The 25473-nt window shown below is 63.3% G+C and carries 23 protein-coding genes; 14 read left to right on the forward strand and 9 right to left on the reverse strand.

Annotation, left to right across the window (positions count from 1 at the left end):
* Positions 1 to 659: 659 nt before the first annotated feature.
* Entirely contained in the window at positions 660 to 1433 is a 774-nt protein-coding gene (locus IVB22_RS31435) for a hypothetical protein (RefSeq protein ID WP_247521048.1), read from the reverse strand.
* A gap of 390 nt (positions 1434 to 1823) precedes the next feature.
* Complete coding sequence (locus IVB22_RS31440) at positions 1824 to 2777, reverse strand: ring-cleaving dioxygenase (protein ID WP_247521049.1); 954 nt, start codon at positions 2775 to 2777, stop codon at positions 1824 to 1826.
* 127 nt (positions 2778 to 2904) lie between these two features.
* Here IVB22_RS31440 and IVB22_RS31445 point away from each other — a divergent pair, with 127 nt between their 5' ends.
* The 9 genes from IVB22_RS31445 (at position 2905) to IVB22_RS31485 (ending at position 13425) form a co-directional block, all read left to right on the forward strand.
* A complete protein-coding gene (locus tag IVB22_RS31445; protein ID WP_247521050.1) occupies positions 2905 to 3666 on the forward strand; it encodes a crotonase/enoyl-CoA hydratase family protein in 762 nt (253 codons plus the stop codon).
* A 138-nt stretch (positions 3667 to 3804) separates the two neighbouring features.
* Complete coding sequence (locus IVB22_RS31450) at positions 3805 to 5469, forward strand: bifunctional UDP-sugar hydrolase/5'-nucleotidase (protein WP_247521051.1); 1665 nt, start codon at positions 3805 to 3807, stop codon at positions 5467 to 5469.
* Positions 5470 to 5764: 295 nt separating this feature from the next.
* The gene (locus IVB22_RS31455; protein WP_247521052.1) at positions 5765 to 6691 is read left to right on the forward strand and encodes a histone deacetylase family protein; all 927 of its coding nucleotides are present in this window, start codon (positions 5765 to 5767) and stop codon (positions 6689 to 6691) included.
* Between the two features lie 73 nt (positions 6692 to 6764).
* The gene (locus IVB22_RS31460) at positions 6765 to 7016 is read left to right on the forward strand and encodes an exodeoxyribonuclease VII small subunit (RefSeq protein WP_247521053.1); all 252 of its coding nucleotides are present in this window, start codon (positions 6765 to 6767) and stop codon (positions 7014 to 7016) included.
* Between the two features lie 202 nt (positions 7017 to 7218).
* Entirely contained in the window at positions 7219 to 8517 is a 1299-nt protein-coding gene (locus IVB22_RS31465; RefSeq protein ID WP_247521054.1) for a hypothetical protein, read from the forward strand.
* 333 nt (positions 8518 to 8850) lie between these two features.
* Positions 8851 to 10797 carry a 1-deoxy-D-xylulose-5-phosphate synthase gene (gene dxs / locus IVB22_RS31470; RefSeq protein ID WP_247521055.1) on the forward strand — a complete coding sequence of 649 codons (1947 nt, stop codon included), beginning with the start codon at positions 8851 to 8853 and terminating at the stop codon, positions 10795 to 10797.
* Between the two features lie 66 nt (positions 10798 to 10863).
* Positions 10864 to 11427 carry a nucleoside 2-deoxyribosyltransferase gene (locus IVB22_RS31475; protein ID WP_247521056.1) on the forward strand — a complete coding sequence of 188 codons (564 nt, stop codon included), beginning with the start codon at positions 10864 to 10866 and terminating at the stop codon, positions 11425 to 11427.
* Positions 11428 to 11429: 2 nt separating this feature from the next.
* Positions 11430 to 12185 (forward strand): TlyA family RNA methyltransferase, encoded by a 756-nt coding sequence (locus IVB22_RS31480; protein WP_247521057.1) that lies wholly within the window; start codon positions 11430 to 11432, stop codon positions 12183 to 12185.
* A complete protein-coding gene (locus IVB22_RS31485) occupies positions 12178 to 13425 on the forward strand; it encodes a class I SAM-dependent RNA methyltransferase (RefSeq protein ID WP_247521058.1) in 1248 nt (415 codons plus the stop codon). The genes IVB22_RS31480 and IVB22_RS31485 overlap by 8 nt, the downstream gene beginning before the upstream one ends.
* Before the next feature lie 186 nt (positions 13426 to 13611).
* On the opposite strand, the gene IVB22_RS31490 is transcribed toward IVB22_RS31485, so the two are convergent.
* Positions 13612 to 14484 (reverse strand): DUF1194 domain-containing protein, encoded by an 873-nt coding sequence (locus IVB22_RS31490; protein WP_247521059.1) that lies wholly within the window; start codon positions 14482 to 14484, stop codon positions 13612 to 13614.
* Between the two features lie 166 nt (positions 14485 to 14650).
* On the opposite strand from IVB22_RS31490, the gene IVB22_RS31495 reads away from it, so the two are divergent.
* Positions 14651 to 15109: a hypothetical protein gene (locus IVB22_RS31495; RefSeq protein WP_247521060.1), complete on the forward strand. Its 459-nt coding sequence runs from the start codon at positions 14651 to 14653 to the stop codon at positions 15107 to 15109.
* Between the two features lie 48 nt (positions 15110 to 15157).
* A complete protein-coding gene (gene clpS / locus IVB22_RS31500) occupies positions 15158 to 15463 on the forward strand; it encodes an ATP-dependent Clp protease adapter ClpS (protein WP_247521061.1) in 306 nt (101 codons plus the stop codon).
* Between the two features lie 112 nt (positions 15464 to 15575).
* Here the strand turns inward: clpS and IVB22_RS31505 are convergent, their stop codons facing one another.
* The gene (locus IVB22_RS31505) at positions 15576 to 16415 is read right to left on the reverse strand and encodes a hypothetical protein (RefSeq protein ID WP_247521062.1); all 840 of its coding nucleotides are present in this window, start codon (positions 16413 to 16415) and stop codon (positions 15576 to 15578) included.
* Positions 16416 to 16813: 398 nt separating this feature from the next.
* Entirely contained in the window at positions 16814 to 17998 is a 1185-nt protein-coding gene (locus IVB22_RS31510; RefSeq protein WP_247521063.1) for an adenylate/guanylate cyclase domain-containing protein, read from the reverse strand.
* A gap of 113 nt (positions 17999 to 18111) precedes the next feature.
* On the opposite strand from IVB22_RS31510, the gene IVB22_RS31515 reads away from it, so the two are divergent.
* Entirely contained in the window at positions 18112 to 19806 is a 1695-nt protein-coding gene (locus IVB22_RS31515) for a GMC family oxidoreductase (RefSeq protein ID WP_247521064.1), read from the forward strand.
* A gap of 14 nt (positions 19807 to 19820) precedes the next feature.
* Here the strand turns inward: IVB22_RS31515 and aroC are convergent, their stop codons facing one another.
* The 3 genes from aroC to fabI all read right to left on the reverse strand — a co-directional run bounded on the left by aroC (position 19821) and on the right by fabI (position 22549).
* A complete protein-coding gene (gene aroC, locus IVB22_RS31520; protein ID WP_247521065.1) occupies positions 19821 to 20909 on the reverse strand; it encodes a chorismate synthase in 1089 nt (362 codons plus the stop codon).
* A gap of 197 nt (positions 20910 to 21106) precedes the next feature.
* A complete protein-coding gene (locus tag IVB22_RS31525) occupies positions 21107 to 21706 on the reverse strand; it encodes a histidine phosphatase family protein (RefSeq protein WP_247521066.1) in 600 nt (199 codons plus the stop codon).
* Between the two features lie 12 nt (positions 21707 to 21718).
* Positions 21719 to 22549 (reverse strand): enoyl-ACP reductase FabI, encoded by an 831-nt coding sequence (fabI, locus tag IVB22_RS31530; protein ID WP_247521067.1) that lies wholly within the window; start codon positions 22547 to 22549, stop codon positions 21719 to 21721.
* Positions 22550 to 22743: 194 nt separating this feature from the next.
* On the opposite strand from fabI, the gene IVB22_RS31535 reads away from it, so the two are divergent.
* Entirely contained in the window at positions 22744 to 23232 is a 489-nt protein-coding gene (locus IVB22_RS31535; protein ID WP_247521068.1) for an RNA polymerase sigma factor, read from the forward strand.
* Between the two features lie 58 nt (positions 23233 to 23290).
* Positions 23291 to 24061, forward strand: coding sequence for an anti-sigma factor (locus IVB22_RS31540; protein WP_247521069.1), 771 nt, complete (start codon positions 23291 to 23293; stop codon positions 24059 to 24061).
* A 416-nt stretch (positions 24062 to 24477) separates the two neighbouring features.
* Here the strand turns inward: IVB22_RS31540 and IVB22_RS31545 are convergent, their stop codons facing one another.
* Complete coding sequence (locus IVB22_RS31545) at positions 24478 to 25452, reverse strand: DnaJ C-terminal domain-containing protein (RefSeq protein WP_247521070.1); 975 nt, start codon at positions 25450 to 25452, stop codon at positions 24478 to 24480.
* Positions 25453 to 25473: the final 21 nt, after the last annotated feature.

Consider the following 25473-nt stretch of genomic DNA (forward strand, 5'->3'; position numbering starts at 1 on the left):
AAACAGAGGGAGCAGGGAATGCCGGGTGCTTGCTGCACCCGCGGTCTCGTGTGCAAGAGTGGAGATAGAGGCGCACACGAGCATACAGGTACAGCCGGAGCACTCCGGCATTCCCTGCGCAATGGGTTGACGGCTTATGCCGCGCTCTCCCTGGAGACGAATTCCTCTTGCCTCCATCGCTGCCGGCTTGATGGCTCAATCGATCCGGTCGGATCGAAGTCGCCACCGGCAGCTTGGCACCAGCCACGGGTGTCGGGACCACACGGTTTTGCCGTACGCTTCAGCGCCGTACGTCTTGCGCGCCGTGCTCGCTCACGGATAACCGCCCTGCGAACAACTTCTCGCGCCCGACGCTGCTGCGTCCACCGCATCCCATCCCAACGTTCGTGACGATGGCCAACGCCCCTCTTCTTCAGGACGGGATGGCGGGTTTGTAGGACTGATTTGGGGTGGCGGCGAAGCGAATTATTTTTGCAACCGAGACTGGACGGGGCAAATCGCGTTGAAATGGCTAGGGAAGTTGGTGTTTGCGAGCAAGACCCAGAGGTGCAGACGAATGGTTTGACGCTGTCAGGGTAGCCGCAAATTTGCTTCCGCTTCCCCTGGCATGAGCGTCGCTTGGCGGGGAGCAGCTCATGGTTTTAGGCGGTCGGGTGTTTTTAGCGCACTGACCATGGCCATGCGAATGACGGTTGCGGTTTCTTGGCTTGCGGCCGCGCCGGGGTTGGCGTCGGGTTTTGCGCCTGGCCGACCGTGGCCGCCTGCCGCGGACGCGGCAGTGGTATTTCGGGCATCACCTTTGGTTCTTCCACCTTTGGCTCTTCAGGCATCATCTTTGGCGCTTCTGGCATCGCCTTTGGCTCTGAAGCGCTGGCGATGACGCGGGCGAGTTGTTCCTGGCTTGCGTTGACCCGCTCGGTAAGCGTCTGGCTTTCGCGCGCCATCTGGAGCTGGGTCGCCTTGATCTGGTCGACGATACTGTTGTTGCGCGCCACTTCTTCCCGGCTCGCCTCGAATTGGCTCGCGAGATTTTCATTGTCGCGGACCAATTGTTCTTGCCTCGCCTTGAGCTGTTCGACCGTTTGCCTCAAGGCAGCGAGATCGCGCGCCATCGGTTGGAGCTGCTGCGCCAACTCGGAAGACAAGGCAGCAGCAGCCGACGCGGCTTCTTTCGGCGCAGCGGCTTCCGGCGCCGCCTGTGTGAGAGGTTTCGCATCTGAGGTGGCCATCATCGCCGTATCAACGGAGGATGACCACCACCAGGCAGCGACACCAATGGATGCTGCCAACAAAGAACCGACCAAAACCACAAAGCGCCAATCCGCCAATCGATGACTCGTTGCCAGCGGGAGACGAGACGTCTTCATGCTGGCCGGCGGGGCCGAAGGACTGATTCCCACTTCGCGGGCCAAGTTCGAAAACTGCTGCTCCAAACTCGCGATCTGCCCTTCCGCGAGCTTGTCGTTGAGTGTGGAATCCATTTGGTGCTCCGTATCAAATGCAATGGCACCCGCCTGAGAGCGATCCGGGCATCTGCGCTACGGCGAGCTAACACTGGCGTTTAACGCAGTCGAGAAGGCGGAACTATGTTCACAGCCGGCGAACTACGGAAGGAACTCTGACCCTTCGCGAGCGCGCTGCATTCGCCGCCGAGTTCCTTACCCTGTTCCAAGCCGAAGGCCCGCATGCGCGAAGCGCACAGTCCGTAGGATGGGTGGAGCGACTTGTCCGCCGTAGCTCAACGAGCGAAGGCGGAAGCGATACCCATCAATTGCGGCGTACGACTATGATGGGTTTCGCTGCGCTCTACCCATCCTACGAATCTACGTAATCGGCTTCAGCCCTGCCTCGATCGCAGCGCGACGCGGCTCCAGGAACGGCGGCAGCGCCAACCTTTCGCCGAGCGTTTCCATCGGCTCGTCGGTCGCGAAACCCGGGCCATCGGTCGCGATCTCGAACAGGATGCCGTTGGGCTCGCGGAAATAGAGGCTGCGGAAATAGAAACGGTCGATCTCGCCGCTGTTGGGGACGCGGAGCTCATTAAGCCGCTGCGTCCAGGCGTGGTACTGCGCCTCGTCGGGGGTGCGGAACGCGACATGGTGCACGCCGCCGGCGCCTTGCCGCGCCATTGGCGAATTCTTGTCTTCGAGCACGTGCAGTTCGGCGGCGGGACTACTCTGTCCCTTTGCCTCGCCCATCTCGAACACATGGATCTGCGCGCCGTGGGCGGCATAGTCGCGCACGCGGCGCATGTTCATGACTTCGGTCAGCACGAAGGCGGTGCGCGACAGCTCGTGCACGGTCAACACGATCGGACCGAGGCCGCGGATCTGGTGTTCCGCCGGCACCGGGCTGCGTTCCCACGGCGAGGCCGTGCCCGCGCCCCCATCGTCGATCAGCACCAGCCGCTGCCCCTCGCCGTCCTCGAACGGCAGCGTCAGGCGGCCGTCGACCTCGACGATATCGCCGGCCACGGCGCCGGCTTGTTTCAGGCGATCCCGCCAATAGCCCAGCGTCTTCTCGCCCGCGACACGCAGGCCAGTGCGCGAGATCGAGTTTATTCCGCGCTGCTCGGGGGCTGCCGGGAAATCGAAGAAGGTGAGATCGGTGCCGGGATTGGCTTTGCCGTCGGCGTAGAACAGGTGATAGGCGCTGACGTCGTCCTGGTTGACGGTCTTCTTGACCAGCCGCATGCCGAGGAGTGCGGTGTAAAAGGCCAAATTCTCCCGCGGCTTCGCCGAGATCGCGGTCAGATGATGAATTCCGCCTAGCTGCATTGCGTTATCCTCCAGTCACATCCCCGAAAAATTCTCAGGGAATGGTTGGGCCCATTGCCGGATCATGTAGGATATGGCCGGATGATTGGCCAGCGGCACCGTCGCCGCCTGCTTTAGAGGCAAGTTCATGACCGGGCACCTCATTGTGTCGGACGAAGATGCGACGCGCGTGATCACGTTGAGGCGGCCCGAGAAGAAGAACGCGATCACGCAAGACATGTATCGCGCCATGAGCGACGCCATCGACACGGCGCAGAACAATCCCGATATCCGCTGCATCATCATCACCGGCGGCTCCGGCGTATTCACCGCCGGCAACGATCTGGAAGATTTTCTCAAGGACGGCACCTCCAACAGCGATGTACCGCGCGCTTCCAATGCCGCAAAATTCCTTTATTCGCTGGCGCACAACGTCAAGCCGATCATCGCCGCCGTCGACGGCGTCGCGATCGGCATCGGCACCACGATGCTGTTCCATTGCGACTACGTGCTCGCCAGCAAGACCGCGACCTTCTCGACGCCCTTCATCCATCTCGGGCTGGTGCCGGAAGGCGCGTCCAGTCTGCTGATGCCGCGCACCATGGGTCACCAGCGCGCCTTCTCCCTGCTGGTGATGGGGCGAACCTTCTCCGCCGACGACGCGCGCGAAGCCGGCTTCGTCAATGTTGTGGTGGCGCCGGGCCATACCGAGGCCGAGGCGCGCAAGGTGGCCCGCGAGATTTGCCATCTGCCGGCGGAAGCGGTCGCGATCTCGCGAAAATTGTTGAAACTGCCGCCTGAGGACATGACGCGCCGGATCGACCAGGAAGGCCATCTGTTCGGCGAACGGATGCGCTCCAAGGAAGCGGTCGCCGCGTTCAAGGCGTTCTTTGCACGGAAGAAGGGGTAACTATCGTGTAGGGTGGGCAAAGGCGCGTGAGCGCCGTGCCCACCATCTTTACTTAGAGCAAGTTCGATCGTGTGTTGGTGGGCACGCTACGCTTTGCCCACCCTACGAAGTCCAGCCTTGATCCCGCATATCGGTGCCATGAAAATTCTCTTCCGTCCCATCCTTGCGTTCGCGATCATCACGACGCTTGCCGCGTCATCGCTCGCCCAGACCCCCGCGCCGATCGACCTGCGCATTCTCGCGATCAATGATTTTCACGGCTACCTTCGCCCGCCGCCGGGTGGGATCACCATCACCGATCCCGAAGACAGGACGAAGAAGATCACCGTCCCCGCCGGCGGCGCCGAACACATGGCGACGCTGGTCAGCCAGCTTCGCGAGGGCCACAAGAACACGATCTTCGTCGCGGCCGGCGACCTGATCGGCGCCAGCCCGTTTTTGTCGGCGATGTTCCATGACGAGCCGACGATCGAGGCGCTGTCGATGATGGGGCTGGATATTTCCTCGGTCGGCAATCACGAATTCGACGAGGGCAAGGATGAACTGCTGCGGATGCAGAATGGCGGCTGCCACCCGCTCGACAAATGCCAGGGTCCGCATCCGTTTACGGGTGCGAAATTTCGCTATCTCGCCGCCAGCACGTTCGAGAAGAGCAGCGGCAAGACGGTGTTTCCCGCTTACGACATCAGGGAGTTCGACGGCATTCCGGTCGCCTTCATCGGCCTGACCTTGAAGGGCACCCCGGGCCTCGTCTCGCCGACAGGCGTTGCCGACCTCGAATTTCGCGACGAAGCCAGTACGGTGAATGCGCTGATCCCGGAATTGAAGGCGCGCGGCGTCGAGGCCATCGTCGTGCTGATCCACGAAGGCGGATTGCCGACGGGCGACTACAATGAATGCCCTGGCGTTTCGGGGCCGATCGTCGATATCGTCAAGAAGTTCGATCATGCGGTGGACGTCGTGGTCTCCGGCCATACCCACCGCGCCTATGTCTGCGAGATCGACGGGCGGCTCGTCACATCAGGCGACAAATACGGCACGCTCGTCACCGCGATCGATCTCAAGCTCGATCCAACGACGCGCGATGTCGTCAGCGCCAAAGCCGACAACACCATCGTCCGCACCGCAACGCTCGCGAAGGACATCCAGCAAACCGCGCTGATTGAATCCTACGATAGGCTGGCTGCGCCAATCGCCAACCGTCCGGCGGGTTCGGCGACGGCAACGCTGTCGCGCGTGCCCAACGCTGCCGGCGAAAGTCCGCTCGGCGACATCATCGCCGACGCGCAACTCGCCGCGACCCGCGCCGAGGAAAAAGGCGGCGCCGTCATCGCCTTCACCAATCCCGGCGGCGTGCGCGCCGACGTAACGCACAGAGAGAACGGCGCGGTGACCTATGGCGACCTGTTCGCCAGCCAGCCGTTCCGCAATCAACTGGTGACGGTCACGCTGACCGGCAAGCAGATCAAGGACATGCTGGAGCAGCAATGGCTCGATCCGAAACGGCCAAGGATCCTGCAGGTGTCCAAGGGTTTTTCTTACGCGTGGGACGCTGCCCGGCCTGACGGCGAACGCGTGCTTGCGGAACGCATGTCGCTGAACGGACAACCGCTCGATCCCGCCGCGAGCTATCGCGTCACCGTCAACAACTTCCTGTTCGTCGGCGGCGACGGTTTCACCGTGCTCACGGAGGGAACCGCGCCGCAGACCGGCATCTACGACAGCGACGCACTGAACAGCTATTTTCTGGCCAGCAGCCCGATCGGCCCGACCGCAGCCGATCGCATCATCAGGATAAATTAGCAGCGACGCGCGACGCGCCGCGTTCCCCGGATGCTGCGCAGCGCCAACAGCGCGTTCGCGCGCGTCTTCGACCCGCGGCGTGGTGCGCGGCTGATCCGGAGTCCACACGCTGCTGCGATGGGTCCCGGCTCTGCGGTGCATCGTCAAGCGACGCTGCACCGCGTCCGGGACACGGAATGCCGATTCGAAGAAAAGCCATCATCTTCTTGATGCCATTCCGTAGGCCTTTCCGAGCGGCTCCTAACGGCCTAGATTAGCCCCTCCTCGCCGGCGCGCCTTAACGCCAGGATCTTGCATGACACTCCTTCTGACCCATTCCGCATGTCTCGACCATGTCACGCCTCCGGGACACCCCGAGCGTCCGGACCGGCTGCGCGCAGTTGCTGAGGTTATGGCCGAAGATCGCTTCAAGCCGCTCACGCGCAGCGAGGCGCCGGAAGGCAATCTCGATTCCGTCACGCTGTGCCATGGCGAGCATTATGTCGGCGAGCTCCGGCACATCGCCCCGCAAAGCGGCATGATCTATATCGACGGCGACACCTCGATGTCGCCGGGCACCTGGGAAGCTGTCATGCGCGGCGTCGGCGGCGCGGTGGCGGCAACCGACGCTGTCATGTCCGGCGCCCACCGGAATGCGTTCGTCGCGGTGCGCCCGCCCGGCCATCATGCCGAGGTCTCGAAGCCGATGGGCTTCTGCTTCTTCGACAATGTCGCCATTGCCGCCCGCCACGCCCAGCGCAAATACGGCATCGGCCGCGCGGCGATCGTCGATTTCGACGTCCATCACGGCAACGGCACGCAGGACATTTTCTGGCACGATCCGACCGTGATGTATTGCTCGACGCACCAGATGCCGCTGTTTCCCGGCACCGGCGCCAGCGGCGAGCGCGGCGAGCACGACACCATCGTCAATGCGCCGCTGGCTTCCGAAGACGGCAGCGCCAAGTTCCGCGCAGCGTTCGAAAACCTGATCCTGCCGCAGTTGCAGAAATTCTCGCCGGAACTGGTGATCATCTCCGCCGGCTTCGACGCGCATTACCGCGATCCGCTGGCCTCGCTCAATCTGAAGGCCGATGATTTCGGCTGGGTCACGCGCAAGCTGATGGACCAGGCCGAGGCAAGCGCAGGTGGGCGGGTTGTGTCAGTGCTGGAGGGCGGCTACGACCTGCAGGGGCTGAAAGAGTCGGTTGCGTCGCATGTCACCGCATTGATGGGCGCGTAAATCCCCGCCACAATAGGCGCGCAAAATTGTTATTTGATTCTGCGCTCTTAGGGGGCGCATTCGGGAACCTGATATGGCCGAAAATACCCAGATGGACGTCAAAAAACTTTCCTTCGAGCGCGCGATGGAGGAACTCGAATCGATCGTGAAGCGGCTGGAGGACGGCAAGGTGCCGCTGGAGGAATCGGTCACGATCTATGAGCGCGGCGAGGCGCTGAAGCGCCGCTGCGAAGAATTGCTGCGGCAGGCCGAGGCCCGCGTCGACAAGATCACCACCGATGCAAACGGCCAGGTCACCGGAACCGAGCCGCTCGACGTGCAGTGATTCGGCCGGGGTGGAATATCACCCCACCAGTCTCGCCTGGCATAACCGAGAGAATCCGGGGCGAATTCGGCGCTCGCCTCCCACCGAACGGCTGAATAACCGGTCAGTTGGGTCGCCGATCTAGTCGCCGATTTAGTTACCGATTTAGTTCTTGGCGCCCTGCCCAGCCTGTTATAGTCGGCCATCACTCCGGGGACAGTACGTGCGCGTCCAGCACCGCCATATCATCTATATTCAGGGCTACGATCCGCGCGGGCTGGCGCAATATTACCGCATGTTCCGGACCGAGCTGCGCAAGTTCGGCCGGCTTTACCAGCTCCAGGCCACCATCAGCCGGCCCAAGGTCGCTGCCGACGACGAGATCGCGTCCTGGACCATCGATACCAAGGCGGAGGATTGGCAGACCCGCACGGCCTACGATTTCCTCCGGTTCGAAGACTTCATCCAGCAAGATCTGGCGTCGCCGATCTGGCGCACGGTGTTCAGCGCGGTGTGGATCTACTGGCGACTGGTCTTCTCCGGCACCATCGCCCGCTTCGGCAAGGCGAACTGGCGTTTTGCAACTTTCATCACCTATCCGCACCTGATGCTGTTGCTGGAGGCCGCGGGCGCCGCAGCCATCGCCTTTGTCTTCGAGAAGGGGCTGAATGCGCTCGGCATCCCCGACATTTTCAGCATCGCCATCGCGATCGCGCTCTTCGTCGCCCTGCTCGGCACCGTGCTGAAATACACGGAGAACGCCACTTACGTGCTCTATCTCCTGTGCGACACGATCTGGACCTGGGAGTTCTCGCGCAGAGAACGCCCCGAATGGGACCAGCGCATCGACCGCTTCGCGCAGCATCTGGTCAAGACAGCCAAAAGCACCGACGCCGAAGAAATCGTCATCGTCGGCCATAGCTCCGGTTCGTTCCTGTCGACGGAAATGCTGGCGCGCGCGCTGAAGCTCGACCCCGCGCTCGGCCGTCACGGTCCGCGGATCGTGCTGCTGACGATCGGCGGCAATTTCCCGATCGTCGGCTATCACGCCGTGTCGCAGCAGTTCCGCGACCATCTGCGGATGCTCGCCATCGAGCCGTCGATCGACTGGATCGACTGTCAGGCCCGCAAGGACGTGATGAATTTCTACCAGTTCGATCCGATCACGAGCCATGGCATCGACGTTGGCTCCGCCAGGCGCAACCCGAAGATCGTGCCGGTGCGCTTCCGCGACATCATCCAGCCCGAACACTACAGAAAATTCCGCTGGCAGTTCTTCCGCGTGCATTTCCAGTTCGTGATGGCCAACGAACGGCCCAACGCCTACGACTTCTTCATGATCGTCTGCGGACCGGTCCCGCTCAGCGCGCGCATGGCCGTCCCCGACGCCGCGCTTGATGTCGCCACCGGTGATTCCGGAGTGCGCGATCGGGCCTGGAAAAGGATCGAAGCCGCCACGATGGCGGCCTCAAGTGCCGCCGATTTGGGTAAAATGGAACCATCCGCCCGCCGCAGCGGTTGAAAAATCGCGGTTTTCCGATTCGCTCCCCCGGGAACCGAATTGGCTCTCCGGGTTGGCTTTGGCGGCGGCTTTGGTGTAAAGCTTGCCGTTCTGTGGGCTTGGGAGAGCAGCCTGCCGGCTAACTTTCGACGGCAGCAAGCGCTTCAAATAGCTAAAGAAACTGAACCGGGAAGGGTTTAGAAGCTACTAACGTGATGCATATCACATGGTTTAAGCCGGAGTGCATCTAGGCTTTCAAATCAGGTACCGGCCCGCCGAGATGGCACCGGGGTCTGGATTTTCACGGCGCGGTTAACGCGCTTCCCGTCTCGCGTCGGGCCGCTTGGCCCTGACATGCAAAATTGGAACATCGCAGTGACCACATTTAGTAAAACGCCGCTTCTCGATACCATCCGCACGCCCGACGATCTTCGCAAGCTCAAGATCGAGCAAGTGCGCCAGGTCGCGGACGAACTCCGCCAGGAAACCATCGACGCCGTGTCGGTGACCGGCGGCCACTTCGGCGCCGGCCTCGGCGTCGTGGAACTCACCACCGCGATCCACTACATCTTCGACACGCCGCGCGACCGCCTGATCTGGGACGTCGGCCACCAGGCCTACCCGCACAAGATCCTGACCGGCCGCCGCGACCGTATCCGCACGCTGCGCACCGGCGGCGGCCTGTCCGGCTTCACCAAGCGCACCGAGAGCGACTATGATCCGTTCGGCGCCGCGCACTCCTCGACCTCGATCTCCGCCGGCCTCGGCATGGCCGTGGCGCGCGATCTCTCCGGCGGCAAGAACAACGTCATTGCCGTGATCGGCGACGGCGCAATGTCCGCCGGCATGGCCTATGAAGCGATGAACAATGCCGGTGCGATGAATTCGCGCCTGATCGTGATCCTCAACGACAACGACATGTCGATTGCGCCGCCGGTCGGCGCGATGAGCGCCTATCTGTCCCGCCTCTACTCCGGCAAGACCTACCGCTCGCTGCGCGAGGCGGCCAAACAGATCAACAAGCGTCTGCCGAAGATCCTCGCCAACCGCGCCAACCGTGTCGAAGAATATTCCCGCGGCTTCATGATGGATGGCGGCACGCTGTTCGAGGAGCTCGGCTTCTACTATGTCGGCCCGATCGACGGCCACAATCTCGACCATCTGCTGCCCGTTCTGAAGAACGTCCGCGATATGGAAACCGGCCCGATCCTGGTCCACGTCGTGACGCAAAAGGGCAAGGGCTATGGTCCGGCGGAGGCCGCCGCCGACAAATATCACGCGGTGGTCAAGTTCGACGTCGCCACCGGCGCGCAGGCCAAGGCCAAGCCGAACGCACCGGCCTACCAGAACGTGTTCGGCGCGAGCCTCGTCAAGGAAGCCGAGAAGGATGAGAAGATCGTCGCCATCACCGCGGCGATGCCGTCCGGCACCGGCGTCGACATCTTCAACAAGGCCTTCCCGGACCGGACCTTCGACGTCGGCATCGCCGAGCAGCATGCGGTAACCTTCGCAGCGGGCCTCGCCACCGAAGGCTACAAGCCGTTCTGCGCGATCTACTCGACCTTCCTGCAGCGCGGCTACGACCAGGTGGTCCACGACGTCGCGATCCAGAGCCTGCCTGTACGTTTTGCAATCGACCGTGCCGGCCTGGTCGGCGCCGACGGCGCAACCCATGCCGGTTCGTTCGACAATGCCTATCTCGGCTGCCTGCCGAACTTCGTCATCATGGCGGCATCCGACGAGGCCGAAATGGTGCACATGGTCGCCACGCAGGTCGCGATCAACGACCGCCCGAGCGCGCTGCGTTATCCGCGCGGCGAAGGCCGCGGTGTCGAAATGCCCGAGGTCGGCATCCCGCTCGATATCGGCAAGGGCCGCATCGTCCGCCAGGGCAACAAGATCGCCCTGCTCTCGTTCGGCACGCGCATGGCCGAATGCGAAAAGGCGGCCGACGAACTCGCCGCCCACGGCCTCTCCACTACCATCGCCGACGCCCGCTTCATGAAGCCGCTCGACGTCGACCTGGTTCTGAAGCTGGCGCGCGACCACGAGGTGCTGCTCACCATCGAGGAAGGCTCGATCGGCGGCTTCGGCTCGCACGTGATGCAGACGCTGTCCGACCACGGCATGCTCGACGGCGGCTTGCGGATGCGCGCGATGATCCTGCCCGACGAGTTCATCGACCACGACTCGCCGAACGCGATGTATGCCCATGCCGGACTCGACGCCAAGGGCATCGTCGCCAAGGTGTTCGATGCGCTCGGCAAGGACTACAAGACCGAGACCGTCAAGCTCGCCTGAGACGGTAGCCGCTTCGGTTCTGACTTGATCAGAACCGAAGAGCTGGCTCTTTCGCCGGTAATCCTCATGAAGATCTACCTGGCGGGTCCCGACGTGTTCCTGCCGGACTCGATCGAGATCGGGCGCCGCAAAGCCGCGATCTGCGCCCGCCATGGCGTGAGCGGGCTCTATCCGCTCGACAGTGCGGTCGATCTTTCGGCCGCCGATGCTTCGCTCGCGATCTTTGCGGGTAACGAGGCCATGATGGACGCGGCGGACGCGATCATCGCCAACCTTACGCCGTTTCGCGGCCCAAGTGCCGACGCCGGCACGGTCTATGAACTTGGCTACATGGCGGGCCGCGGCAAATTCTGTCTGGCCTATAGCAACGACCCCGCAGTCTATGTTGAGCGCGTAAAGCGGATCTATGACATGACCAAATCCACGACCGGCCATCTGATCGACGGCGACGGGCTGACGGTGGAAGATTTCGGTCTGCCCGACAACCTCATGATGATCCACGCGCTGGACCTCCATGGTGCTAGACTGGTGACGCCGCGGCAGCGGCCTGCAGATATCTGGCACGATCTCACCTCGTTCGAGACCTGCGTTCGTCTGGCGGCGGATCGCGCCAAAGGCAAATCGGACTGACCTTGGCGAAGACGAGCAACAGCGAGACTTCTGCCCGCAAGCGCGTGGACGTGCTGCTGGTCGAGCGCGGCCTGTTCGAAAGCCGCGCCCGCGCCCGCGCGGCGATCGACGCCGGCGGCGTGACCGCCGACGGCAGGCCCGTGCTGAAAGCGTCGGAGATGATCGCCGCCAATGCCGAATTGTCCGCGCAGCCCGCACACCCGTACGTCTCGCGCGGCGGAATCAAGCTCGCAGGCGCCCTGGAACTGTATCCGATCGAGATCGAGGGCCATGTCTGCCTCGACGTCGGCGCCTCCACCGGCGGCTTCACCGAGGTGCTGCTGCAGAACGGCGCGAGCCTCGTGTTCGCCATCGATGTCGGGCACAGCCAGTTGCATCCCTCGCTGCGCAACCATCCCCGTATTGTGTCGATGGAAGAAACCGATATCCGCAAGTTCGAGGGCAAGCGCCTGCCGGCACGGCCCGATATCGTCGTCATCGACGTCAGCTTCATTTCCCTGAAGGCGGTGCTGCCGGTGGCGCTGTCGCTCGCCGCAGCACCCATGCATCTGCTGGCGCTGATCAAGCCGCAATTCGAGGCGGAACGAAAGCATTCCAAGCACGGCATCATCCGCAATGCGATGGTGCATCAGGAAATCTGCGACGATATCTCGGCATTCGCGACTTCCCTCGGCTGCACCGATATCCAGGTGTTTCCCTCGCCGATCACCGGCGGCGACGGCAATATCGAATTCTTCATGGGCGCGCGCCGTGGCTGACAGCGAGCGCCTCGTCATCGACCATGTCGGCCACCACGGCGATGGCGTCGCCATCGCCGGCGGCGGCAACATCTATGTGCCGTACACGCTGGGCGGCGAAACGATCGAGGTCGGCGCGGTTCCCGGTCACCATCCCGACCGCCGGCGATTGCTCAAGGTCGAGACCGCAAGCATGGAGCGGATCGCGCCGTTCTGTCCGCATTTCGGCGTCTGCGGCGGCTGCGCGATCCAGCACTGGGACGCCGGCCCCTATCGCGCCTGGAAGCGCGAGCTCGTGGTGACGACGCTGGCGCAGGCCGGAATCGATTGCGACGTCGCGCCCCTGCTCGATGCCCATGGTGCCGGCCGCCGGCGCATCACCCTGCACGGGCGGATTGGTACGCACGACGTGCTCAAGGTCGGCTATGCGGCGGCAGGTTCGCACGACATCATTCCGATCGACCGCTGCCCGATCCTCGATCCGCATCTGAACGGCGCGATCGAGGCGGCCTGGGCGATCGCCGAGCCGCTGATTTCGATGGGCAAGCCGCTCGACATCCAGGTCACCGCGACCAACAGTGGACTCGATGTCGATGTGCGTGGCTCCGGCCCGCTGTCGACCGCGTTGATCACAAGGCTGTCGCGCATCGCCGAACAGCACCGGCTGGCACGGCTGACGCGCCACGGCGAGCTGGTCTTGATGCGAACGCCGCCGGTGATTTCGATCGGTGCCGCACAGGTGGCGCTGCCGCCCGGCTCGTTCCTTCAGGCAACGGTGGCAGGTGAAGAGCAGCTCGCCGCGCTGGTATCCGACCACTGCAAGCGCAGCAAATACATCGCCGACCTGTTCTGCGGCGTAGGCCCCTTCGCCCTGCGACTGGCGGCAAAGTCGCGGATAGCCGCCTTCGACAGCGACGCCGGCGCGGTCACAGCCTTGCAGAAGGCCGCGACTTCCACCTCAGGGCTGAAGCCGCTCAAGGCCGAGGCGCGCGACCTGTTTCGCCGCCCGCTGATGCCGCAGGAACTGCGCGACTATGATGCGGTCGTGTTCGATCCCCCACGGCAGGGCGCGCAGGCGCAGGTGACGCAGCTCGCGGCCAGCAAGATTCCGACGGTGGTCGCGGTGTCCTGCAACGTCACGACATTCGCGCGCGACGCGAAGATTTTGATCGATGGCGGTTATAAGATCGACGGCGTCACGCCAGTCGACCAATTCCGCCACACGCCGCATGTGGAATTGGTGGCAAGGTTCAGGCGGTAAGCGCCCTCTCTTCACCCTCCCCTGGAGGGGGAGGGTCGGCTCGCGTTGAGCGTAGCGAAACGTGAGACGGGGTGGGGTGATCTCTCAGCTCGGGCACTGTTGGATGTGGAGAGACCGTCACCCCACCCCGCCGCTACGCGGCGACCCTCCCCCTCCAGGGGAGGGTAAGAATAGGCTACGCAGCCATCACCTTCCCCACCTGTCCTGCCAGATCTTCTCGCCGATCATGCAGTTGACGCGCGGCTCCCGGCCTGCGGCAGGCACGACGGGGCGTTCGGGGGTACGGCCCGCGATCTCGAGCAGCAGCTTGGTGCGGATCGCTTCCTTGAACTTGTCGCGGTCCTTGATCGTCACCACGAAGGAGCCGGGGCCGCCGATGACGCAGTCCTCGTAATAGAAATCGAGATTGTCGATATCCATGGTGGAGTAAGACGGCTCTTTCACCATGATCGGCAAGCCGTTGATGACGATGCCCTTCTCTACCGCGGCATCGCGCGCGATGACGACCGGCGCACCGTTGTTGTTCGGGCCGTCGCCGGAAATATCGATCACGCGCCGCAGGCCGCGGTGCGGGCTCTCGTCGAACAGCGGCATGGCGAAGTTGATCGCCCCCGAGATCGAGGTGCGCGATGCGCGGCGGATCGGGGTCTTGACGATTTCATTGGCGACCGCGTCGGCCGTCTCGGGCCCGTCGATCAGGCGCCAGGGGATGATGATCTTCTGGTCGGTGGAGGCCGCCCATTCGAAATAGGTGATCGCAATCCGGCCGTTCGGGCCGCTCTTCAGCGCCTGCAAAAATTCCTTGGAGACGATCGCCTGCGCATAACCCTCCCGCTGCAGCGCGAGTTCATCCAGGTCCATCGAATAGGAGACGTCGACGGCGAGGACGAGTTCGACGTCGACGGTCGGATTGGCATCCTTGTCGGCCAGTTGACGGTTGGCTGCGTTCGGTTGGTGGCCCGGCCGGTTCGCCTGATACGGCGCGGCAAAACTCGCCACATCGCCGCCGGCGAGCACGCCCGCGACAAGCACGACCCCGATCGAGACATACCAGCGCATTGCGGCCCTCCCGTCGAACGACAGTGATGGTGACATGCAAAACGGCCGACGCAAAGCGCTGAAATCATTTGTCCTTCACATTCGGGTTAGGAGCAGGCTTCGTCCACAGCCCGCGTGCCCGGCGGGTTCCGCACCGCGTTTCGTCGCCCGGTATCTGGTTTCCGAATTGAACGATCAGGACGCCCGGCGTGACAGATGCCAGCGGCCGGACAAGAAGGGCCGCATTGGCACGATCATGGTTACGCCCCCAAAACTTCCCGCAAATGACAGCCTGCCGCCGTTGATGCGCACGTTCGTTATTTCCAGTGGCCTGCTTGCCTTTGGCCTCGTGGTGGCGTTGTCGCTTCCGACGCCGCAGTCCGGCACCGCGCCGTCCGAAGCGGCCAAGCCGGAGCCGGTGCTGACGGCGGAGAATGCCGTCGAACTGTGCCGGAGCCTGTTCGAAGAACCGAAGGAATATATGGACCACGAGGCCAAGCGCCGCCGCGGGGACCTGATCGAGCTGAAACTCTCGGCAAACGCCCAGTTTCAGGACCGGCCCGGAACCTGTAAACTGATCGAGACGGCCGTCAGCCGCGGCGATCAGAGCATGGCGCAGCGTCTGGTGGACTGCCGCGCCAACTGAGCGCGGCGGACACGTCAAAAAGTTCGCTCGCCTCGGGACTATGCTGGAATGGCTGATACCACCGCCACGCCAAAAACCAAGGTCAAAACCAAGACCGAGCGGCCGCGCCTGCACAAGGTCATCTTGATCAATGACGATTACACGCCGCGCGAATTCGTCGTCACCATCCTGAAGGCCGAATTCCGCATGACCGAGGACCAGGCCCACAAGGTGATGATAACAGCACACCGGCGCGGCGTCTGCGTCGTCGCCGTCTTCACCAAGGACGTCGCCGAGACCAAGGCGACCCGCGCCACCGACGCCGGCCGCGCCAAGGGCTATCCGCTGCTGTTCACGACGGAGCCGGAGGAATAGCGGGCGACACTAGAGCCTTTTCCGTTCCGATCGAATCGGAACGGGGCTCTAGTTTTTTTGATTTGACGCGTTTTCTTGACGCGAACCGGTCTCCACTTCGCTGGAAAACGCTCTAGAGATAGGCGGCCAGCCCGGCACCGGCACCGAGACTGTTCTGTATCGATGTCGCCGAACGGTAGTTTGCAGTGATCCTGTTGGCGTAGTCTTCGGTGAAGCCGAGAACGCTTCGCTCCTCGGAGCTCATTTTTTGATATTGCTGGAGCAGCGCCAGACTGTTGGCCTGTATGCCGGCGCCGCCGAATGCGTTCAGCACGCCGCTTCGTGTGCGCTGATTGAGCTCTGCCTTCGCGGCGCTGGCTTCCTGCGCCGAGAATGACGCATCAGCGTTCAACGCCATGATGGCCAGGGTTCGATTGCCGAAGTCCGTGAAATCTACCTGCTGCCCGGTCTGCCTGCTGCCGGTGAATACCAGGTCCTTACCGTTGTCCCTGGCGCTACCCGCTTGCGCGTCGAGCATCGCCCGCGCGTTGGTTACCAGCGCATCCGGGCTTGAATCCGTGGTGGAGGAGGTTTGTGTTCGCGCTTTGTCGAGCAACGCTCTCACCGGGTCCGCATGGTTGCCGGTGACAGGAGCCTTGCCGAAGCTTGCTCTGGCGGCGACCAAGCCCTCCAGCACGGCCTGTTTCTGATCTTTCCAGGCCGCCGTTGCCTTCTCGTCGCCGCCAGCTTGATCGAGATAATCCGACGCCGCGGCGTAAAGGCTTGCATAATCTCCGGTGTGCCGGGCAATCACGACATGGGGAGACACGGCGTCGTTGAATCGTGACTGCAATGTCCTGGTCGCCGCCGTCACCTCGTCCGTTGAGAACTGGCTCTGCGCATTGTCAGCGATCACCGACAAGGTCGCGCGCGTCTGACCGGAAAAATCGACGGCGACCTGCCCATCGAGCATCGCCGATGACGTTCCGAGCGCAACGTATTGCTGGTCGAACCAGGCGCGGGCCCTCGTAGTGAGGGTCGCGACCGAAGGCTGTTCGCTGTCCGCCGCGGTTTGCGCCAGATAGGCCTTGGCCTCGTCAGACAAAGTGACCGAGGTCGAGGATGATGGTGAGGACGTGTCGGTGGTGTCGGTTGAGGCAGGACTGGCTTTCGAGGCCGTGTTGCCTGCTCCGTAAGCATTACCAGCATAGCTGAGGTAAGAGGCTGCGTTTGATCCAACCGAGATCGACACGAGAGCACCCTCCGGCGCGAGAAATGATTAGCAACAAATGAACAAGTATGGTTAACGCCTCGTTAACCGCCTGTGCCCGTGGCAAACGTCTTGTTTGCAGGGCCACATGGAGCGCGGCATCACGCCGCCGACGTCTCGTCGGCCAAACCGTAAACCCGCGCGGCCTTTGCGAAGCCCGCGACCGGAAACTCGCCGAGATCGCTCCAGCCTCCCCGGCAGATGCCGGCAAATCCTTCCGACGCCACGATGGTGCGCTTGGTCTGGCTGGCGATCTTTTCCAGCCGCGCCGCCAGATTCACCGCCGGTCCAATGCAGGTGAAGTCGAGCCGGTTGCCGCCGCCGATATTGCCGTAGAGAATTCGCCCCAAATGCAGCGCGACGCCGAAGCGAAATCGTTCGACGGCGTCGCCGACCGGATAGTTCAGGTTGGCAACGCTGGCGCGGGATTCGTGGGCGGCCTCCAGCACATGCGAGCACACCTGCCGCTCGTCGCCGACATATTCGTCGATCGGAAACACGGCGAGCAGCCCGTCGCCCATATATTTCAACACGTCGCCGCCATGCTTCTTGATCGCGGTGACCTGGCAATCGAAATACTGGTTCAGAATTTCGACGACGGTCTCGGCCGGCAGCCGGTCCGACAGCGCCGTGAAGCCGCGCAGATCGGACAGCCAGATCGCAGCATTCATCGTCTCGGTGTGGCCGCGCCTGATCTGGCCGCCCATGATCCGCTCGCCGGCGCTGTTGCCGACATAAGTGTCGAGCAGGCTCGCAGCCATTCGGTTCAAACTAAAGATCTCGACCACCCGTGCCAGCGGTTTCGCGAGGCTCCGCAGCGCCGCCAATTGTTCATCCGTGAACCCGCCCGGCTGCTTGGTGGTCCAGCTCGATGCGTTCACCGTGCCGCCAATGAAGGGCAGCGGCAGCGCGATATAATCCGTGACGCCTTCGGCGCGAAGATCGTCGATGATCGGAAAGCGCTTGCTTGCGGGATCGTCAATGGGGGCCCGGACTTCCAGCCCCTGCTGGAAAACGATCTTCAGCGGGCTGTTGTGAAAATCCGGTGACACCAGAATATGGTAATCGACCGTGCCCAGCTCGACCTCGGTGCCCGGCTTCCAGATGAAATTGCGCCCGTAAATTTCGGGATGCAGCGTGCGGACGAAGACGCCGACACGCCACAGCGGCAGCCCTGCCGCGACCATCCGTTCGCAGCACTCGGCCATAAACCGGGTCGGGCTGGTCGCCGACCTCCCGCCGTCAATCAGCCAGTCGGTCAGCTTCTGCAGTTCTGCGATATTCATGGCGGCGTATTTGCCGCGCAACTGCAGCGCGCGTCAAGCGCGCTCCCACAGACGGCGTGACCCGAAGGCGGAGCTGCGCTAGCTTTACGGCGCAACCAGGGGAAACGTAAAAAGTGTACGACATCATCATCGTCGGCGGCGGATCAGCGGGCTCGGTCATGGCCCACCGGCTCTCCGCAAAGAGCGCCAACAAAGTCCTGCTCTGCGAAGCAGGCCAGGACACGCCGCCCGGCAACGAGCCGCCCGAGATCCGCGACAGCTATTCAGGGCTGGCGTATTTCGATCCGCGCTTCCACTGGACCGAGCTCAAGGTCACGACCCAAATCGTCAGCCACAACAACCCTGATGAAGGCCGCCCGCCGCTGCGCAAGTATGAGCAGGCGCGCGTGCTGGGTGGCGGGTCCTCCATCAACGGCCAGATGGCCAATCGCGGCGCGCCGACCGACTACGCGGAGTGGGAAGCCCGCGGCGCCACGGGCTGGAACTGGAAGGACGTGCTGCCCTACTTCAAGAAGGTCGAGCGCGATCTCGATTTCGACGGGCCGTTCCACGGCAAGGACGGCCGCATTCCCGTCCGCCGCATTCCGCAGCAGCATTGGACAGGGCATTCGCAGGCGATGGCCGAGGCCTGCAAGCTTGCGGGCTTTGCGTTCCTGCCCGACCAGAACGGCGAGTTCACAGACGGCTATTTCCCGGTGACACACTCCAATCAGGACGAGCAACGCGTCTCGGCCGCGATGGGTTATCTCGATCGCGAGACACGCAAGCGCACCAACCTGACCATATCGACCAACACGCAAGTCAAGGAGTTGCTGTTCGAGGGCACGCAATGCGTCGGCGTGAAGGCGCTGGTCGACGGCCGCGAACAGGAGTTCCGCGGTCGCGAGGTCATCCTCTCCTGCGGTGCTATCCATTCGCCGGCGCATCTCTTGCGCGCCGGCATCGGGCCGGTCGGGCACCTGAAAGAGATGGGCATTCCGGTCCTGATGGGCCTAGCGGGCGTCGGCCAGCGCCTGATGGATCATCCCTCGATCGCGCTGTCGTCCTTTGTCCGCCGTGGCGCGCGCATGAACGACCACACCCGACGCCACATCCAGATGGGGCTGCGCTACTCCTCGGGTCTTGCCGGCACGCCGGCCGGCGACATGTTCGTCGCTGTTCTCACCAAGTCGGCCTGGCATTCGGTCGGCGAGCAGATCGCCTCGCTGCTCACCTTCGTCAACAAGACCTATTCGGAGACCGGGCAGGTGAAACTCGCTTCGCGCAACCCGCAGGCAGAGCCGATCGTCGAGTTCAACCTGTTGTCCGACAGGCGCGATCTCGACCGCCTGATGAGCGGCTTTCGCAAGATGGCGGCGCTGCAGATGAGCGCGCCGCTCAAGGCGGTCACCGACAAGCCATTCCCGGCCTCGTATTCCGACCGCGTGCGCAAGATCGGCGTGGTCAACACCAAGAACAAGGTCCTCACCGCCATTGCCGCAACGCTGATGGACGGGCCGGCGGTGTTGCGCCACTACATGATCGACAATTTCATCGTCGAAGGTTTCACGTTCGAGCAGGTCATGAGCGATGAAGAGGCGCTCGAAGCCTTCGTGCGCAAGGCGGCAATCGGCGTGTGGCATGCCTCCTGCTCATGCCGGATGGGCCGGCCAGACGATCCAATGGCGGTCGTCGACACGCAAGGCCGCGTCAAGGGCGTGCAGGGATTGCGGGTGGTCGACGCTTCGATTTTCCCGGTGGTGCCGTGCGCCAACACCAATTTTCCGGTCCTGATGGCCGCGGAAAAGATCGCAGACGCCATGCAGTGAGGGAGGTCGGGACGCTAGCCGCCGACCTGGCCGCGATGGCGCAGGAAGTGATCCGCCAGCACGCAGGCCATCATGGCCTCGCCCACCGGCACGGCGCGGATGCCGACGCAGGGGTCGTGGCGGCCCTTGGTCATGATGTCGGTGTCGGCGCCCTTGCGATCGACGGTCTGGCGCGGCGAGAGGATCGACGAGGTCGGCTTCACCGCAAAGCGCACCACCACCGGCTGGCCGGTCGAGATGCCGCCGAGAACACCGCCGGCATTGTTGGAGAGGAATCGCGTGCCGTCATTGCCGGTGCGCATCTCGTCGGCGTTTTCCTCGCCCGACAATTCGGCAGCGCCAAAGCCTGCGCCGATCTCGACGCCCTTCACCGCGTTGATGCTCATCATCGCCGCCGCCAACTCGCCGTCGAGCTTGGCGTAGATCGGCGCGCCCCATCCCGCCGGCACGCCTTCGGCGACCACTTCGATGACGGCGCCGATCGAGGAACCGCTCTTGCGGATACCGTCGAGATACTGCTCGAAGAACGCGGCCTTGTCCTTGTCCGGGCAATTGAACGGATTGCGCGCGATCTCGTCCCAGTCCCATTTGTCGCGGTCGATCTTGTGCGGCCCCATCTGCACCAGCGCACCGCGCACCTTCACGTCGGGAAGAATTTTGCGCGCGATGGCGCCGGCGGCGACGCGCGTGGCCGTTTCGCGCGCCGATGAACGTCCGCCGCCGCGATAATCGCGCAGGCCATATTTGGCCTCATAGGTGAAGTCGGCGTGACCCGGGCGAAACTTGTCCTTGATCTCGGAATAGTCCTTGGAGCGCTGATCGGTATTCTCGATCAAAAGGGCGATCGGCGTTCCCGTCGTCACCTGCACGCCGGTCTCGGGATGGGCCATCACGCCGGACAGGATTTTTACCGCGTCGGGCTCCTGGCGCTGGGTGGTGAAGCGCGATTGTCCCGGACGGCGGCGATCCAGATCGTTCTGGATATCCTCATTGGTCAGCGGGATCAGCGGCGGGCAGCCGTCGACCACGCAGCCGATCGCAATCCCGTGGCTTTCGCCGAAGGTCGTGACCCGGAACAGATGGCCGAAGGTGTTGTGGGACATGGTGTCTTGAATTCGGTTGCCGACATTTAGCGCTAATGTTGATTGTCAACGTTTCGTAACGCGGTGGAGAGGGCTGGTCAAATCACCTCTCACCCCGTCATGGCCGGGCTTGTCCCGGCCATCCACGTCTTGCTTGGCGGCGCATTCGAAGGAAGACGTGTATGCCCGGGACAAGCCCGGGCATGACGGCGGAGGGATTAACTATACTTCCGCAGACCGCCGTCGCGGAACACGTAGACGGCGCCCTGTTCGATCAGGAGGTCCGCGGCGCTCTTCGGGGTCTCGATGCCCAGCGCCACCATCAGCGCCCGCGCGGTGCCGCCATGGGCCACGGCGACGGTGTCGCCCTTCACGGAATCGTACCAGTCGCGCATCCGGTGCTGCACTTCGGCGTAGGTCTCGCCACCTTCCGGCGCCATCGTCCATTTCGCCGTCAGCCGCCTGGCATAGAGCACGGGGTCGGCGGCCTGCATCTCGGCCAGCGTCGAGCCCTCCCAGACGCCGTAGCCGATCTCGCGCAGGCGATCGTCGAGCGCATATTTTTCCGGCGGCAGCTTCAAGGCGCCGCGCACCAATTCCATCGTCGCCCTCGCCCGCTGGAGCGGACTTGCGACGAACGGCAGCGCGGCCTTGTCATGGCCGTCGCGCGCGAACAGCCCGGCGAGGACATTGCCGGCATGGGCCGCCTGCCTGCGGCCGAGATCGTTCAGCGGAACGTCCTGCGCGCCCTGCAGCCTGCCTTCCGCATTCCACGACGTCTCGCCATGGCGAATGTAGTAGATCACGGGCGCTGGCATCGGATTATCAGGCTATTCCTTGCTCGGCGAACTGGAGAGCGAGATGTCCGGCGCGTCGGGGCGCTTCATGCCGACGACGTGATATCCGGAATCGACGTGATGCACCTCGCCGGTGACGCCGCGCGACAGGTCCGACAACAGATACAGCGCGCTGTCGCCGACCTCGTCGATGCTGACGTTGCGGCGCAGCGGCGCGTTGTATTCGTTCCACTTCAGAATGTAGCGGAAGTCGCCGATGCCGGATGCGGCGAGCGTCTTGATGGGACCTGCCGAGATCGCGTTGACGCGGATGTTCTTCTCGCCAAGGTCGGCGGCGAGATAGCGCACGCTGGCTTCGAGGGCCGCCTTCGCAACGCCCATCACGTTGTAATGCGGCATCCACTTCTCGGCGCCGTAATAGGTCAGCGTGATGATCGAGCCGCCGTCGGTCATCAGCTTTTCGGCGCGTTGCGCGATCGCGGTTAGCGAGTAGCAGGAGATCAGCATGCTCCTGGAGAAATTGTCCTGCGTCGTCTCCAGATAACGGCCGTCGAGCTGGTCCTTGTCGGCGAAGGCGATGGCATGGACCACGAAGTCGATCTTGCCCCACTTTTCCCGGAGCACGTCGAATACCGCGTCGATGGTGGCTGAATCAGTGACGTCGCAATGGCCCAGCAGGAGAGCATTCAGCTCCTTCGCCAGCGGCTCGACCCGTTTCTTCAGCGCGTCGCCCTGCCAGGTGAGCGCGATTTCCGCGCCCGCGTCGTGGCATGCCTTGGCGATGCCCCAGGCGATCGAGCGGTTGTTGGCGACGCCGAGGATAACCCCGCGCTTGCCCTGCATCAGGCCTGATTTTTGCGACATCTTACTTTCCATCGCGCTTCCCTGTCGGGCTTGGAGGTACACCAGCACTCCAGCGCGGTCGAGCCCAAATCCGTCCCCGGATTAACGCTGTTTCCGGTGCGGCTCAATGGCTGGAATAGACACGTCAATTGGGTGTTATGTTGGGTAAGGCGTTCGCGCCTCACGACTCTTGCAACTCTTGCAAACTGGTGCCGATGAGCGCGTTTCGTCAAAGTGTCGAAGCCATGATTCCGGCGCTCCGCCGCTATGCACGTGCGCTCGCGCGCGATGGCGACATCGCCGACGATCTGGTGCAGGACACGCTGGTGCGCGCGTTGCGTTCGGAACGGCTGTTTCTCGGCGGCGACGTCAGGAGCTGGCTCTATACGATCCTGACCAATTTGAACAAGAACCGGCGGCGGTCGCTGGCGCGGCGGCCGCAATTCATGCCGCTGCTCGACAACAACCCCGACGCCAGCGGCACCGAGGCGGAGGGCCGCGACATCGCCCGCGCGCTGGCAACATTGGTGGAAGAACAGCGCTCGGTGCTGCTGCTGGTGATGCTCGAAGGACTGAGCTACCGCGAGGTCGCCGACATCCAGGGCGTACCGATCGGCACCGTAATGTCCCGGCTTGCCCGCGCCCGCGCGCATGTCAAAGCTTCTTTGGAGGGCGAGCGCACGGCGCTGCGGCGGGTGAAATGAAAATGCGTGTAGCAGGCGTGATGCACAGACAGACCAGGAATAGACAGAGACGACCACAATGACCGATCGCAACATTCCCGTCACCGAAGACGAGCTGCATGCTTACGTCGACAACGAGCTGCCGGCGGAACGCCGCGGCGACGTCGAGGCGTGGCTCGCCTCGCATCCCGACGATGCCGCGCGGGTGCAGTCGTGGCGCGCGATGGCGGAGGCGCTGCATGCCAGGTACGATTCGGTTATCGACGAAGCAGTACCGAAGCGGCTCGAGATCGAGCGGCTGGTGCGGCAGCCGCGCAAATGGGTGTACGGCGCGATGGCGGCCACGCTGGCAGCGTTCATCGTCGGCGGCGGCATCGGCTGGGTCGCGCGCGGCGCGGCGGCAGCGCCCTCCGCTTTCCAAAATCTGACGGTGCACGCGATCGAAGCGCACCGGCTTTACGTGGTGGAGGTGCGGCATCCCGTCGAGGTGCCGGGCAGCGAACGCAGCCATTTGCAGCAATGGCTGACCAAGCGCTGCGGCTGGGTCGTCCGCGCGCCGGAACTGGCGGGGGCCGGGTTGAAGCTGGTCGGCGGGCGGCTGTTGCCGGGGTCCGGGGGGCCGGCGTCCTTCATGATGTATGAGAGCGCTTCGGGCGAACGTTTCACGATCTACACCGCAAAATCGAGCGCCGAGGCGACGCAGATGCGATTCGCGGTCGAAGGCAAGGAAAGCACGCTGTTCTGGGCCGATGACGGCGTGGTCTATGCGGTGGTGTCTACCGGCGCCGACCGCGGACGGCTGACTCAGGTCGCCCAGGCGGTCTACGACCAGATGGAGAAGAAGAGCTGACCCGTAGATCCTATGGGGTGGCAGGTGGTCAGGGGTAAGCTGAGTTTGCGACCACCCAACCACCCGGAGAATCTACCGGTAAGAAAAGCGGCGGCCGGTAAGAAAAGCGGCGGATAGGCAACACCGCGGCGCTTGTCCCAATTCTGACATCGAAAATCTGGAATCAAAACACCGGTGCGTCTCATTAATGCACCGGGTGATCACGCGAAAATGAGTGGCGCTCGATCCGCCGATCGGCGCAAGCGGCCTCGATCGGGGTTTGGTACCGCGCTGGTCCCCCTTTCGAGGCCGCCCCTTTTTCCAAGAAACCATTTGTTTTCAAGGAAATAGGCCGATTTTTCGGGAAAAATTCCTGCCAAGCCCCGTACTGTCCGACGCGTGTTTTCGTGCCACGAATCGCGGCCGAATCACTCGACTCAGCCGAAATCGCTGCGCGGGTTATAAGGGTGGCCGTCGCGCCACTTTTCCATCAATGCCTCAAGTTCGGCATCGTTCCCGTCGGGCAGAATAATTCGGGTAGTGACGAACAGGTCCCCGGTTCCTCCCGCCTTGGGCAGACCCTTGCCCTTGAGGCGGAAGATGCGGCCGCTGGAGGTATTTTTCGGAATCGAGAGCTCCACCGCGCTGCCGAGGGTGGGCACCCGGACCTTGCCGCCCAGCACCGCCTCATAGAGCGTAATGGGCAGATCCAGGCGCAAATCGCTGCCATCGATCTTGAAAAAGGGGTGCGGCGCGATGCTGACCGTAATCAGGAGATCGCCCGGCGGGTGGCCCGCCGCGGTTTCGCCCTGCCCCTTCAGCCGGATCTGCTGGCCGGCGGTGACGCCTGCCGGAATCCTGACGTTGAGCTCCTTGCCTGTCGGCAGGCGGACGCGTTTTTCTCCGCCCTTGACCGACTCTTCCAGCGACACCGTCATCGCGACGTTCAGATCGAGATCGAGACCGATCCCGCCGGTGTCGAATTCAAAGGTCCGGCCACCGCCCGGACGCCCGCCCCTGGCCGCGCCGCCGAACATGCTGTTGAGGATATCCTCAAAGCCTGCCCCGCCCGCGCCGCCCGGACCGCCACCGGTGCGGAAGCTGTAGGATTCGAAGCCGCTCGCTCCACCGGCGCGGCCGCGCGGGTCGCCGCCGCCAAAGCCGCCACCAGAAAAACCCTGGAAGCGTGGCTTGCCGTCGGCGTCGATCTCGCCGCGGTCGAACTGCTTGCGCTTGTCCTCGTCGCCGATGATCTCGTTGGCGGAGTTGATCTCGGAAAAGCGCGCAGCCGCCTTCGGATCGTTCTTGTTGTTATCCGGGTGATGCTTCTTGGCGAGCTTGCGGTAGGCACTCTTGATCGCCGCAGCGCTGGCGCCCCGCGGCACCCCCAAGACCTCATAGGGGTCGCGCATTCGTCACATCTCCTTCACGGG

The organism is Bradyrhizobium sp. 190 (assembly GCF_023073415.1).
GTDB lineage: Bacteria > Pseudomonadota > Alphaproteobacteria > Rhizobiales > Xanthobacteraceae > Bradyrhizobium.

What these genes read in the sequence shown, in the direction of transcription:
- IVB22_RS31455 (WP_247521052.1), top strand. Translation starts at nt 5,765, where the DNA reads ATGACACTCCTTCTGACCCATTCCGCATGTCTCGACCATGTCACGCCT.
- clpS (WP_247521061.1), top strand. Translation starts at nt 15,158, where the DNA reads ATGGCTGATACCACCGCCACGCCAAAAACCAAGGTCAAAACCAAGACC.
- IVB22_RS31460 (WP_247521053.1), top strand. Translation starts at nt 6,765, where the DNA reads ATGGCCGAAAATACCCAGATGGACGTCAAAAAACTTTCCTTCGAGCGC.
- IVB22_RS31545 (WP_247521070.1), bottom strand. Translation starts at nt 25,452, where the DNA reads ATGCGCGACCCCTATGAGGTCTTGGGGGTGCCGCGGGGCGCCAGCGCT.
- IVB22_RS31445 (WP_247521050.1), top strand. Translation starts at nt 2,905, where the DNA reads ATGACCGGGCACCTCATTGTGTCGGACGAAGATGCGACGCGCGTGATC.
- IVB22_RS31540 (WP_247521069.1), top strand. Translation starts at nt 23,291, where the DNA reads ATGACCGATCGCAACATTCCCGTCACCGAAGACGAGCTGCATGCTTAC.
- fabI (WP_247521067.1), bottom strand. Translation starts at nt 22,549, where the DNA reads ATGTCGCAAAAATCAGGCCTGATGCAGGGCAAGCGCGGGGTTATCCTC.
- IVB22_RS31475 (WP_247521056.1), top strand. Translation starts at nt 10,864, where the DNA reads ATGAAGATCTACCTGGCGGGTCCCGACGTGTTCCTGCCGGACTCGATC.
- IVB22_RS31525 (WP_247521066.1), bottom strand. Translation starts at nt 21,706, where the DNA reads ATGCCAGCGCCCGTGATCTACTACATTCGCCATGGCGAGACGTCGTGG.
- IVB22_RS31505 (WP_247521062.1), bottom strand. Translation starts at nt 16,415, where the DNA reads ATGCTCGATGGGCAGGTCGCCGTCGATTTTTCCGGTCAGACGCGCGCG.
- aroC (WP_247521065.1), bottom strand. Translation starts at nt 20,909, where the DNA reads ATGTCCCACAACACCTTCGGCCATCTGTTCCGGGTCACGACCTTCGGC.
- IVB22_RS31490 (WP_247521059.1), bottom strand. Translation starts at nt 14,484, where the DNA reads ATGCGCTGGTATGTCTCGATCGGGGTCGTGCTTGTCGCGGGCGTGCTC.
- IVB22_RS31535 (WP_247521068.1), top strand. Translation starts at nt 22,744, where the DNA reads ATGAGCGCGTTTCGTCAAAGTGTCGAAGCCATGATTCCGGCGCTCCGC.
- IVB22_RS31510 (WP_247521063.1), bottom strand. Translation starts at nt 17,998, where the DNA reads ATGAATATCGCAGAACTGCAGAAGCTGACCGACTGGCTGATTGACGGC.
- IVB22_RS31450 (WP_247521051.1), top strand. Translation starts at nt 3,805, where the DNA reads ATGAAAATTCTCTTCCGTCCCATCCTTGCGTTCGCGATCATCACGACG.
- dxs (WP_247521055.1), top strand. Translation starts at nt 8,851, where the DNA reads ATGCAAAATTGGAACATCGCAGTGACCACATTTAGTAAAACGCCGCTT.
- IVB22_RS31440 (WP_247521049.1), bottom strand. Translation starts at nt 2,777, where the DNA reads ATGCAGCTAGGCGGAATTCATCATCTGACCGCGATCTCGGCGAAGCCG.